Here is a 12,346-nt window from a genome sequence, read left to right as displayed (position 1 = left end):
ACCGATCAGAAATCCTGCACCCTACCGGGCAACGAAAACAGGCATGGTTCGATGCTTTGGTAGTCGTTGCGCCACAGAGGTTGATGGCCCATCATCGTCCATGCTGTCCAGGCAAGATCGTTGGGCATCGCGACGCTGACGACGTTCAACGGACGCCGCTGCTTCATTATTTGGAGCCATGGCTCCAGACCTTTCACGCAATAGCCCGGTGTCAGTACGTGCACCGGACTACTGGACTTCAGCAGAGGAGAAGGCGAGCCACCGGAATCCCCTGAATCTGAATCCAGTCCTAACGACAGGGCGGCCAGGCGTATGACGGGACAAGGACGAGCGGCGGCTCGCTGGTCGGTAGCGCAGTATAGATCTCAGGCAGGAATACCTGGTACGAGGATGCTGGCAAAACGCGCGCTGTCGAGGGCACCAATTGCCTTGCGGGTTTCAGACGTCGTTTTTCAGAGCGCCGCCAGTTCAGCGTTGTTCGCCTCTACCCAGTTTTCGAAACTCTGGGGCGCCCGACCGGTGATACGCTCAAAGTCGCCGGTGACTTTCTCGACCCGTCCAGCAGCCGTATTCGTATCGAAAGACGCGAATACGCGCACCACAGGCTCGGGCAAGCCTGTAGCTTCCGCCGTACCTCGCACCAGGTCCTCAAGCGGCAACTGCACAACTTCGATTGGTTTGTTGATGACGGCACTGACGGTGGATGCAATTTCCAGCTTGGTGAGCGCCCTGGAGCCCGACAACGTGTAAATGTTTTTGCCCTCCGTGCTGCCGCCCAGCACGGTCGCAGCGGCTAGCGCCAGGTCATCGCGTGCGATGTCGGCACTACCCCTGCCTTCGTCCGCAGCGTACCAGGTTCCTGACGCGATCGCCGACGGCAGGAACATGAACAGATTCTCGAAGTACCAGTGGTTGCGTAACACAGTCCAGCCTGGCAATCCGCTGGCTGCCAAAGTTTTTTCAGTTTGCTCGTGATCCGCGGCGATCAGTAGCGGCGCGTTTTCCGGATTCGGCGCGGACGTGTAGACGACGTGTTGCACGCCGGCGGCCTCGAACGCGCGCACGGCACTGCGGTGTTGTTCGAGACGGTGACCCGGGCGGTCAATCGCATCGGTGCTGACCAGCAGCGCACGCTTGACGCCGACCAGGGCGGACGACACTGCAGCGGGGTTATCGAGGTCGAATTCGCGCGTCGTTACGCCTTTTGCGGCCCACTCTGCCAGCTTCGCCGGCGTGCGGCTGGCCGCAACGATACGCGCGGCCGGAACAGCGAGAGTTTCAATCAGATGATGCAGCACTCGCCGGCCAAAGTGTCCAGAAGCGCCCGTAACCAGGATAGGGTTGTCCATCGCGGATCCTTCGTTGATGTCGTGAGATGGACAGGCTAGCCTTGAACAGCCCTTTATGGAAGTACCAACACAAATGTTAGTGTCACTATGAGTCGGTCGAAATCCAGGCAATTGGGAGGGCGAAGCGCTCCCTTGACAGAAGCGATGCGACGCGGAGAGTTGCACACCGCCGACTGCCCATCACGGGAAGTCTTCAAGCATGTCACGAGTCTGTGGGGTGTGCTATGCCTGATCGCTCTGCGCGACGGCACGCTGCGCTTTAGCGAACTGCGCCGCAAGGCGACGGGAGTAAGTGAGAGGATGCTAGCCCTCACGTTACAGCGCCTGGAGCAGGACGGCTTCGTGAGGCGCACGGCGCATCCGGTGATTCCCCCGCATGTCGAGTACGCGCTGACGCCCTTGGGTAGACAGGCCTCAGGCCATGTCGCGACTCTTGCGGACTGGGTTGAGGCCAATCTGGGCCAGGTTATGGAAGCGCGGAGAAAAACTTCATCCAGTTGAGCCGCGCAAGGAGCGGCCCTTGCAAGGTCCGATTTCATCGGACAGGTCGATCTCTCCCGACTTAACTCGCCTCAGGCCGCTGCGTTTTCTAGTCATCCGCAATGTGCGCACTGCTACTTGCCTGGAGGAAGCGTCCCCTGACCATTAAGTCGGACTCCGGGGTGGATCCTAAGCTACCACCACCGCGAAAAGTGGCGCTGCGGTATCTGCACACGTCAGTTCCACGTGCAGCTAAGTTCGCCAATCTCGACGATCTGAACGCCCATACCGCGGAATGGTGTACGGGCATTGCGGCCGGTCCTCTGTGCCGCGAAAACCCATGGTCAGGGTGCGCGAAACCCTTCGTCCGCAAAGCGGCTGTTGAGACTACTTCCGAGTAGCAACGATGTCGTTCAGACGACCTCGATGGCGAGGGCAGTGGCCTCGCCGCCGCCGATCCACGGGTGGCCGCGCCACGCCTGACCCCGCGCTGGCGAAGCGCCCCGAGCAACTTCATGATAAAACGAACGCCCGTCGCGTCGATAGGATGACCGAGCGCGCAGAAACCACCATGTACGTTCACCTGCTCATGCGGCAGCGACAGTTCGCGCTCTGCTGCTATGACCACTACGGTGAACGCCTCGTTGATCTCCCACAAGTTCGACATCGTCGAGCTGCCACCCCATCTTGGTGAGCAGCTTCTGAATCGCGCCCACGGGTGCAGTAGTGAACAGGCCGGTTCCTGTGGATGCGTGGCATGCCTGTGGATAACCGCCAGCGGCGCGAGCCCACGCTCGCGTGCGGTGGTGGACTCACGCATCATCACCAACGCCGCTGCACCATCGGAGATCGAACTGGAGCTGGCCGCCGTGACGGTGCCGTCCTTGCCGAAGGCGGCCTTAAGGGTGTAACGCCGTTCAGTTAGGCCCATTGAAAGCCGCCCCTCCCCCCGGGAGCGCGGCTTTTGGGTTTTTTGCGTCCGGTAGGTCGTACTGCGTTAGAACGGATAGCTAGGCGGCGCACCTTTGACGGTCAGCCACTGCCACTGCGTAAACTCATCCCAGTTCGCCGGTCCGCCAATACTCGATCCGTTCCCTGAGGCACCGACACCTCCGAAAGGATTGACGACCTCATCGTTCACTGTCTGGTCGTTAATATGGAGCAGTCCTACTCGCAGTTGCTCACCAATACGCATCGCGCGGCCCACGGAGCGTGAAATGATGCCCGCGGACAGGCCGAACTCAGTGTCATTCGCGAGCGCAACCGCGTCCTCATCGGTATCAAAGGTACAAACCGAAGCGACCGGACCGAAAATCTCCTCGTTAAACGCGGTCATTCCGGGTTGCACGTCAGCAAGGACAGTGGGCTCGAAGAATAGCCCGTTCGCTTTGCCGCCGGCGGCCACCGTCGCGCCTTCGGCTATGCTTGCGGCGACAATCCTCGAAACGTTGTCCACTTGATGCTGGTTGATGAGTGGTCCAAGCGCAACATCTTGCGACGCGGGGTCACCCACGGGCAGAACACGAGCCTTGGCAGCCAGACGCTCTACAAATTCTTTTGCAATACCTGCCTGAACCAGGATCCGCCCGGCTGACATGCAAATTTGTCCTTGATGCAGAAACACGCTCCACGCGGCATTTACTACAGCAAGATCCAGATCAGCGTCATCAAGGACAATCAGCGAGTTCTTGCCGCCGAGTTCAAGCGAAACCTTTTTCAGGTGGCGCCCCGCGAGTTCCCCTACCGCTCGTCCGGCGTTCGTCGATCCGGTGAATTGGATCATGCCGACACGACCGTCTCGACAGAGCGTCTCGCCTGCATCTCGGCCGCCAGGCAGCACGTGCAGAACATCGATGGGCAGGCCTGCAAGTTCAAAAATCCGCGCTATGACGAACCCTCCGCACACCGCAGTGCGGGGGTCCGGCTTCAGCACGACTGCGTTGCCAACTGCCAATGCGGGCGCAACGGCACGCATTGCAAGGTAGAGCGGGAAGTTAAACGGTGAAATGACTCCGATCACCCCAATAGGACGACGTCGCGCGAGGCTGATCCGTCCTGCCTCCGACGGCAGCACATGACCGCTCGGCTGCGACGGCATTGCACTAGCCTCATAGAGACATTTGATCGTCACCGCGACCTCAAACTCAGCTTTCGCTCTGACCGAGCCACTCTCGCGAATCAGCCATCCTACGATCTCGTCACGGTGCTGCTCTGTGAGGTGAGCCGCTTTTCTCAACGTTTCCGCGCGGGCGTCGTAGCCGGTCGCCTCCCATGCCTTCTGGCCGGCCTGAGCCTGCATTGCCGCGTACGAGACGTCGGAACCCGATGCCATGCCTGTATGTCCGAGCAACTCTCCTGATCCCGGTGCTATAACCTCAGCATCGGTCGCGGCTTTGCGCCAGCCGGAAGAATAGAATCGCTCATTCCAGACGGAGGGCGGCAAAAAACCGGCCGACATTTGACTATGCGCAGATGTCGCTTCGGGCGACGCGAGATTATTCATGATCGTTCTTCGCTAATGGATTAGGCTCTATACGCACGCAGCAATATCACAGGGCGCAGCCAAGGTAAAAAGTCTATTGATCGTCCGACATCGACGCATGGAACGGACACCCTCCGGCCTTCGCCTTCGGCGGTTCGAGGTGCTGACTTGGCGTCGGGTTCCGACGTCGCGCTTTTTCTGGTGTTGAGAGCTTCGGATCTGGAAGGACGCGCTCCTTGAGCATAATGATCAGCCAGAATGCTTTCCTGATTGCCCATTTCGCGATTGGGTTGGGATCGCCCATCTGCATCAGCTTGCGGATAACCGGCTTCTGTAACGATAGGATGACCTGGCGACCAAGCGCTCTGAACGGTAGCGGAAACCATGCTTCCATATACTGCTGAGTGAGGGCCTCGGCCAGCTCTTTACCTGACTGCACTTGTTCCCATGGCTGGGCCTCATAATCCTCCAGGAAGATCAGCATTGCTTCGAATGATTCGGGGTAGTCTGTTATGTATCCATCTTCGCTCCAGAAGAGCCTCGACACCGCGGCCCAGTAACGTTGGGTCGCGATCTTCTGCTTCTCGGTATAGCCCGGCAAACCGAGGGACAGGCGCAGCCGATGCATGTCAGCGCCAATCCACGCCGTAGTGTAAATAACGTCACGGGCCGGAAAGGTCCCGGGCGCTTTCTTGGACAGTGCCTGGTGAACGGAATTGACATGGGCGAGTGAGCGTCGGGCGTCGGGGTTGGAAGGGCCGAATTCGAACCATTTCCAGAAGTGCTGAAGTGTGTCGTCCGTTCGCTTCTGCTTCTTCGTGATCGCCTTCTTGGTAATCTGACCCATGATGACGCTACCGGCCGGAGGCTGCGTAAAGCACTGAATACCCGTCGTGTACAGAATGTTCATGAACATGTCGTCAACATAGTATGTCGTCGACAATGCCCATATACGTTCGTAGTGAACTTCCGGGTCGAGGCTCTCGATCTCCCGTGCGATCCATTTATAACCTTTGCGGGTCGGAAACTCCAAAGCTGCTTGCATGCTGTACTCCCTCATCCAGCGCTATTTAAAGGTGGGCGTAACGGCGAGACTAAAACCGTATCATCACGCCAGTCTGCACAACCAACGGATCAAGCCGAACATGTGCTTGCACCGGAGCCCCGCCAAGAGTGCCTGTCGCGTTCGTGCGCAAAATCAGTTTCTTCAGGTCAATGAACAAGCCGATGTTTTTGGACAAACTATATTCGGTACCGATCTGCGCAATGCCGCCCCATGCCTGGTGAACATCAAAATTCTGAACGGCTTCACCAGACGAACTGAATACTTTCAAATAGGTGACCCCTGCGCCTACGTACGGATGAAATCCGCCGATGCCGTCGAACTGGTATTGCAGGGTCAGGCCGGCGGGTCCGTACTTGACCTTGCCGATCTTGCCGACGCTGGCGGCCGTGCCGTTGGCCGTCAGCGTGGTGGTCGCTGGAATTCCCAGCGTAAGGCCCAGGGAAATATGCGGTGTGAAGCGATATCCAAACTCCGTGATGAAGGCAGCGTTGTCCTTTACATCAGCACCTGCTCCAGGTACTGTGCTTCCCGCGACGGACAACTCAGCCTTTTCATCGAAGGCAACCCATGCCGGTCCGGTACGGATCCACCACCTGTCATAGTCAGCCGTGCCCTGCGCGTGCGCAACCTGAACAAATGCAAGACTCGCCAAAGCCACAATGGCTGGAGTAACTTCCTTTAAAACTTTATTCACGTTCGTCTCCGCTAGTTACGTCGTTATGTATTTTTGCGTGCGGGTGCGCCATCTCAACTCCGGACAGGAGTTAAGACCATTGGCACAACGCGCATCAATCCGGATTTCCGGGCTACATCTGCGAAAGCCAGCCGATAGATCTTTTGAGGGCGACGAGAACGCGTCAGGCGCTCGTGGCGGGGCGAGAGAAGATTTCTGATTGCAAATCGGATTTACAGTGACGACGGGCCAGCGCGCGCTGATCCCATCGCAAGAGGTGTCGTGGATGCACGAGGTTGTCTCCAGTTCGTTATGCCCCGGCGCGATGGTTGGTCTCGCCAGGTGTCGCCGACGCTTATTTCGTGCGCCTTGGCTTAACTGAAGTTTCGGCACGGCACGACGATTTGACAAGCCGATGGGTTAAATAACCATAATAGATGGAATCAATAACCCTGCCCGTTGACATCGCCGTCATCTACGTCGTGAAGCAGTAGCATCGTCCCCAAACAAATCGAGCACTTGAGCCCGCAGCCAGCGATTTCCGGGATCATTTTGCTGGGAGCGATGCCAATGCTGCTTCAAATCGAATGACGGCATCGAATAGGGAGGTTCAAGCGCACAAACGTCGGCAAACCGTGCGAACACCTCGGCCACGGCAGCCGGGACGGTGACGATCAGGTCAGTGGAGGCGATTACCATTGGAATGCTCAAGAAATGAGGCGAATGGAGCATCTCACGGCGCTGGACGCCTTTCGTCTTGAGAAACTGTTCGACGATTTCCTGACTGCGGCCTTCGGCCTGCACGACGGCGTGCGGTAGCGATTGAAACTGCTTCTTCGTTAGCCCCTCTGAGACAACCGGGTGGTCCACCCGGACCAGACAGACAAAGCTGTGACGAAACAGTCGTTGCTGGAAGACGTCCGTACCTTGAAGGTCCGGGAAATACCCAATGGCGAGATCCACTTCACTGCGCTGCAACGCAGCCATCAGATCCTTTGGAGCAGTCGACACAGTACGCACGTCAACGAGGGGCGCGTCTCTCGCGATCCGTTTCAGGATTTTGGGCAAGAAGACCATTTCTCCAACATCTGACATTGCAAGAGTGAACGTTCTGCGCGCTGTGCCTGAGTCGAAACCAGGCGCGGTAAGGATGTGCTCCCGGATATCGGCGAGGATCGACTGAACAACGGGGGTCAGTGCGATCGCGCGCGTCGTGGGTTCCATGCCATGTCTAACTTTTACAAATAACGGGTCCCCTAGCTGTTGGCGTAAATGTTTGAGAGCGTAAGACACGGACGGCTGACTTAGGCCTAACTCTTCCGCAGCCTTGCCGACATGTCCGTGCCGTTGCAAGGCGTCAAAGACCTTGATCAGGTTTAAATCAAAGTTATCCATTCTGTCTATCACCGTTATTTATGCTATCGGATTGCCAGATGATACGGCAACCGTGAAACTGACGGAAAGTCAATCGAGCAGAAAAACGGTCGGACGGCGTCCGCCGATCTCATCTCGGAAATACGGAGACAACTATGTTTGCCAGAAACTTGTGGTACGTCGCGGCTTGGGCCGACGAGGTGACAACCGTGCCGTTGGCGCGGACATTCTTGAATGAACCCGTCGTCCTGTTCAGAGGCACCGGAGGTTCCGTGGCGGCGCTGGAGGACCGTTGCTGTCATCGTGCGCTGCCGTTGCGCCACGGCGATGTTGTAGGTGACTGCCTGCGCTGCGCCTACCACGGACTGGAATATGATTTAAACGGCCAATGCGTCCGTATTCCCGGCCAGGACAAGATCCCGTCCAAGGCCAGGGTGAAAGCCTATCAGGTCGTCGAGCGCGACGACCTGATCTGGATCTGGATGGGGGAAGCCGAGAAGGCCGATGCAAGCAAGATTCCCGCATACCCGTGGCATCGGGACAGCAAATGGAAGTACAGGAAAAACACCTACCTTATCGACGCAGACCATCTGCTGATCTACGACAATCTGCTCGACCTGACGCATCTGGGTTACGTCCACAAGCAGACTATCGGTGGCGACGCGGAAACTCACTTTGCAGCGACAACGAAGACGACGCGCACGGACAATGGTGTTCGCGTGGAGCGCTGGATGCTGGATTGCGTTCCCCCTCCCACCTATACCTCTTCCTATACATTTGGCACCGATCGAGTCGACCGCTGGCAGGAAATCGAGTTTGAACCTGGACTTGTGCGAATCTTCACCGGAGCCAAAGACGTGGGCACGGGAGCACCGGAAGGCAACCGGGACGGTGGTTTCGGCTTCCGCGGTCTCAACGCGATGACTCCCGAAACGGACGACACAACGCATTACTTCTGGTCCGCCGCACACAACTTTCGCCTCGATGAGCCATCGGTCACAGACGAAATCTACCGGAATATCGTCATCACATTCGGTGAAGACAAGGAAATCATCGAGTCGCAATACCGCAGTATGAAGCGCACTCCTGACCGGCCGTTCATCGACATTGGATTCGATATCGCCCCGGTGCAGGCGCGTCGACTATGGGCAGCAATGATCAAGGCGGAATCGGCGCCGGCGCCGCTCTGAATCCAGGCGGGAAATATCATGAATATGATTGTCAAAGTTGCGGCCAGGCAGTTGGTCGCCGAGGATGTATGCGCGTTTGATCTTGTAAGTGCAGACGGAAGTCGTCTTCCATCGTTCACCGCGGGCTCGCACATCGACGTGCATCTCCCTGGCGGTCCCGTCCGCCAGTATTCGATTTGCAACGACCCGACCGAGACACACCGTTACTCGATCGGGGTGCTGAAGGCTCCTGGTTCTCGTGGAGGCTCCGTTGGTATGCACCGGCTCAAGGAAGGAACCACCCTCACAATCAGCCTGCCGCGAAATCACTTTCAGCTTTCGAGGGACGCGAAGCACTCGGTTCTGGTAGCTGGTGGCATTGGGATTACGCCGCTCTTGTCGATGGCCGAAAGCCTCGCCAGGGCCGGCGACTCTTTTGAGCTCCATTACTGCGCCCGCTCAAGCGCTAAGCTTGCTTTCATGGAACGCATGAAGGCATCGAGCTTTGTGTCGAGGGTCATCCTCCATCTTGACGATGGCGACGCCGCACAGCGTTTCGATGCGGCCTCCGTTCTCAGTGTTGCGAACGGTCCGGCCACACACGTGTACGTCTGCGGGCCGGGTGGTTTCATTGATTACGTCTTGGCGGCTGCGCGAGCTGCCGGATATGGCGAGGAGCTCTTGCATCGCGAATACTTTGCTAGCGCAATCGAAGACACCCACGCGGAGGACCGACCGTTTCAGATCCGAATCGCGAGCAGCGGCGAGGTCTTGCAAGTCGGCACCGAAGAAACGGCCTTGTCGGTACTCGCCAAGCATGGCGTTGACATTCCGACGTCGTGTGAGCAAGGCGTGTGCGGTACGTGCCTTACGCGCGTTCTCGAGGGCAGGCCCTTGCACAGAGATATGTTCCTGACTGACGAAGAACATGCAGCTAATGACCAGTTCACTCCTTGTTGTTCGCGCTCGTGTTCGCCGTTGCTAGTGCTTGATCTGTAGCGATGCGGATTGATTGCCTCACCTGGTGACAAATCGGATCGCGGCCTACAGGGGCGGCGGTACAGGTTTAGATGATTGATTAGTATTTCCCGCCATTCGAAGCGGGTCGGAGACCATTTTGCGCACTCAAGTTGGGATCATCGGAGCCGGACCGGCGGGCCTCCTTCTTTCACACCTCCTGCATCTGGAGGGAATCGAATCGGTCGTTATTGAAAGCCGCAGCAGAGCGGAGATCGAATCAACAATCCGGGCCGGGGTCCTTGAGCAAGGGACCATGGATTTACTCGACCAGTGCGGGCTCGGTGAGCGCATGCGTCGGGAAGGTGCGCTTCATCATGGATTTGAACTGGCGTTTGAAGGCGCACGGCATCGGATCGACTTGACCGAGCTGACCGGTCACGCAATCACCGTGTATGCGCAACACGAAGTGATCAAAGATCTCGTCGCCGCGCGGGTTGCAGCCGGGTCAGTGCCGGTTTTCAATGTATCGGGTACGACATTGAAAGGATTGGAATCCGAGCGGCCTAGTATTCGCTACTTCAGCGAAGGCAAGGACCACGTGCTTGAGTGCGATTACATCGTCGGGTGCGATGGTTTCCACGGGCCGTCGCGCGCGGCTATCCCGGCACATCTTCGACGAGAATACCAGCGAGTCTATCCATTTGGCTGGTTTGGCGTTTTAGTCGAGGCTCCGCCGTCGAGTGAAGAGCTGATCTATGCGCGACACGATCGCGGCTTTGCGCTGATCAGTACCCGCTCGCCTGGTGTACAGCGGATGTATTTCCAATGTGATCCAAGTGATTCCGTCGAGAACTGGTCGGACGACCGGATCTGGTCGGAGCTTCACGCTCGCGTGGAGGTGAAAGATGGATGGAAGCTTACCGAGGGCAGTATCTTCCAGAAAAACATCGTTGGGATGCGTAGCTTCGTCTGCAGCACGATGCGACACGGCCAACTGTTCCTCGCGGGCGACGCTGCCCATATCGTCCCGCCTACGGGTGCCAAAGGGATGAATCTGGCGGTGAATGATGTTCGCATTCTTTCTAAGGCATTTAAATTGTTTTACGCGACTGGCAGCAAAGCCAATCTCGAAACATACCCTGAAAATGCCCTCAAACGGGTATGGCGGGCAGAGCATTTTTCATGGTGGATGACGAGCATGCTTCACAGGTTCGACGATGCCACACCGTTCCAGCAGGAATTGCAACTCGCGGAACTTGATTACGTCTCATCTTCGAGAGCTGCCTCGACGGCCCTTGCGGAAAACTACGTCGGCATGCTTGCGAGTTGAGTGCGCCACTCGCTGGAAAATACAAAGTATCCGTTATTCGGACGCGTAGAGCAGCACTGCGCACCCGGCGCCCGTAAGGGTGGTCACAACTTACATTTGGAGGCAGGCATGTCGGGAAATCGTGGTGTCGTGTACGTTGGTCCAGGCAAGGTCGAAGTCCGTGCTCTAGCATTCCCAGAGCTTGCGGAGCCGAACGGTAAGAAGGCGAATCACGCCGTGGTCCTGCGAGTGGTCGCCACGAATATCTGTGGCTCAGATCAGCATATGGTTCGAGGGAGGACGACGGCGCCGGCAGGGCTTGTGTTGGGCCATGAAATCACGGGCGAAGTCATCGAAATTGGTTCTGACGTCATAACGCTCGCCAAGGGCGATCTGGTGTCAGTGCCTTTCAATGTCGCATGCGGCCGATGCCCAATGTGCAAGGCGCAGAACACGGGGGTATGTCTCAATGTGAATCCTGGTCGCCCTGGCGGCGCCTATGGTTATGTCGACATGGGCGGCTGGATCGGCGGTCAGGCAGAGTTCGTGATGATTCCGTACGCGGACTTCAACTTACTCAAAATTCCGGATAGGGACCGAGGAATGGCAAGGATCCGTGATTTGACGTGCCTGTCGGACATTTTGCCTACCGGCTATCACGGCGCAATCACAGCCGGTGTCTGCCCGGGTTCGACCGTATATATCGCCGGTGCTGGACCTGTGGGCCTCGCCGCGGCTGCATCTGCGCGCCTGCTCGGTGCTGCGGTGGTGATCATAGGCGACGTCAACAAAGTTCGTTTGGACCATGCCCGTCGTGTCGGCTTTGAAACCGTTGATCTGTCCGAGGACACATCCCTGTCGGACCAGATCGCGGTCATCCTCGGTGAAGCCGAAGTTGATTGCGCGATTGACTGTGTCGGCTTTGAGGCACGTGGGCACGGACACAGTGCTTCACAGACTGAGGCGCCAGCATCAGTGCTGAATGCTCTGATGGAGGTCACCCGTGTTGCGGGGAAAATCGGTATCCCCGGTCTTTATGTAACCGATGATCCCGGTGCGGTCGACCCGGCGGCCAAACGGGGCAGCCTGTCTGTACGATTGGGACTTGGGTGGGCGAAGTCGCATAGCTTCTTCACAGGCCAGACCCCGGTTATGAAGTACAACCGTAATCTGATGCAAGCGATCCTGTGGGACCGACTGAACATTGCCGAAGTTGTGAACGTGCAGGTTATCGGATTGGAGCGCGCACCCGAAGGCTATTCTCAGTTCGATTCGGGTGTACCTATGAAATTCGTACTCGATCCGCATGGTCTACTGAACGCAGCCTGAGGCTCCGGGTCGATGTTCTCAATGCGTGTGCGGGTCGTTTCGCCGCACACGCTAACGTCGACCTTGCCACCGACCAGGCAGAAGAGGCGCAGCCGCTCGCGATCCGCGCCGTTCTAACCTGGTCTTCGATTAGCCCTGAGCGGGATGGGCGTCGT

At 57.6% G+C, this 12,346-nt stretch carries 12 protein-coding genes; 5 read left to right on the top strand and 7 right to left on the bottom strand.

Annotated features, from left to right (window positions below; genetic code table 11):
- Positions 1–5: 5 nt before the first annotated feature.
- Together HDG37_RS14125 and HDG37_RS14120 are read right to left on the bottom strand one after the other, a co-directional pair.
- On the bottom strand, positions 6–167 hold the full coding sequence (locus HDG37_RS14125; RefSeq protein WP_184048373.1) for a hypothetical protein: 162 nt from the start codon (positions 165–167) through the stop codon (positions 6–8).
- Between the two features lie 285 nt (positions 168–452).
- On the bottom strand, positions 453–1,349 hold the full coding sequence (locus HDG37_RS14120) for an SDR family oxidoreductase (RefSeq protein ID WP_184048370.1): 897 nt from the start codon (positions 1,347–1,349) through the stop codon (positions 453–455).
- Positions 1,350–1,493: 144 nt separating this feature from the next.
- Between HDG37_RS14120 and HDG37_RS14115 the strand changes: the two genes are divergently transcribed.
- On the top strand, positions 1,494–1,850 hold the full coding sequence (locus HDG37_RS14115) for a winged helix-turn-helix transcriptional regulator (protein WP_409260124.1): 357 nt from the start codon (positions 1,494–1,496) through the stop codon (positions 1,848–1,850).
- 88 nt (positions 1,851–1,938) lie between these two features.
- On the opposite strand, the gene HDG37_RS40315 is transcribed toward HDG37_RS14115, so the two are convergent.
- The 5 genes from HDG37_RS40315 to HDG37_RS14090 all read right to left on the bottom strand — a co-directional run bounded on the left by HDG37_RS40315 (position 1,939) and on the right by HDG37_RS14090 (position 7,445).
- Positions 1,939–2,760, bottom strand: a complete 822-nt coding sequence (locus tag HDG37_RS40315) for a hypothetical protein (protein ID WP_409260111.1) — start codon at positions 2,758–2,760, stop codon at positions 1,939–1,941.
- Between the two features lie 66 nt (positions 2,761–2,826).
- The gene (locus HDG37_RS14105; protein WP_184048794.1) at positions 2,827–4,287 is read right to left on the bottom strand and encodes a benzaldehyde dehydrogenase; all 1,461 of its coding nucleotides are present in this window, start codon (positions 4,285–4,287) and stop codon (positions 2,827–2,829) included.
- Positions 4,288–4,405: 118 nt separating this feature from the next.
- Positions 4,406–5,356 (bottom strand): hypothetical protein, encoded by a 951-nt coding sequence (locus HDG37_RS14100; protein ID WP_184048365.1) that lies wholly within the window; start codon positions 5,354–5,356, stop codon positions 4,406–4,408.
- Between the two features lie 49 nt (positions 5,357–5,405).
- A complete protein-coding gene (locus HDG37_RS14095) occupies positions 5,406–6,071 on the bottom strand; it encodes an OmpW family outer membrane protein (RefSeq protein ID WP_184048362.1) in 666 nt (221 codons plus the stop codon).
- 450 nt (positions 6,072–6,521) lie between these two features.
- Positions 6,522–7,445 carry a LysR family transcriptional regulator gene (locus tag HDG37_RS14090; RefSeq protein ID WP_184048359.1) on the bottom strand — a complete coding sequence of 308 codons (924 nt, stop codon included), beginning with the start codon at positions 7,443–7,445 and terminating at the stop codon, positions 6,522–6,524.
- A gap of 134 nt (positions 7,446–7,579) precedes the next feature.
- Between HDG37_RS14090 and HDG37_RS14085 the strand changes: the two genes are divergently transcribed.
- From HDG37_RS14085 to fdhA, 4 genes are all read left to right on the top strand, one after another.
- The gene (locus tag HDG37_RS14085) at positions 7,580–8,614 is read left to right on the top strand and encodes an aromatic ring-hydroxylating dioxygenase subunit alpha (protein ID WP_184048356.1); all 1,035 of its coding nucleotides are present in this window, start codon (positions 7,580–7,582) and stop codon (positions 8,612–8,614) included.
- A gap of 18 nt (positions 8,615–8,632) precedes the next feature.
- Positions 8,633–9,592, top strand: a complete 960-nt coding sequence (locus tag HDG37_RS14080; protein ID WP_221312006.1) for a PDR/VanB family oxidoreductase — start codon at positions 8,633–8,635, stop codon at positions 9,590–9,592.
- A gap of 118 nt (positions 9,593–9,710) precedes the next feature.
- Positions 9,711–10,883: a 4-hydroxybenzoate 3-monooxygenase gene (locus HDG37_RS14075; protein WP_184048353.1), complete on the top strand. Its 1,173-nt coding sequence runs from the start codon at positions 9,711–9,713 to the stop codon at positions 10,881–10,883.
- 108 nt (positions 10,884–10,991) lie between these two features.
- Positions 10,992–12,191, top strand: coding sequence for a formaldehyde dehydrogenase, glutathione-independent (gene fdhA, locus HDG37_RS14070; protein ID WP_184048350.1), 1,200 nt, complete (start codon positions 10,992–10,994; stop codon positions 12,189–12,191).
- Positions 12,192–12,346 lie beyond the last annotated feature (155 nt).

Origin of the sequence: Paraburkholderia sp. MM5384-R2 (genome assembly GCF_014201025.1) — a bacterium.
GTDB classification, from domain to species: Bacteria; Pseudomonadota; Gammaproteobacteria; order Burkholderiales; family Burkholderiaceae; genus Paraburkholderia; species Paraburkholderia tuberum.
Note: the sequence above shows the minus strand (reverse complement) of the source record. Positions and strands in the feature narration are given on the sequence as shown.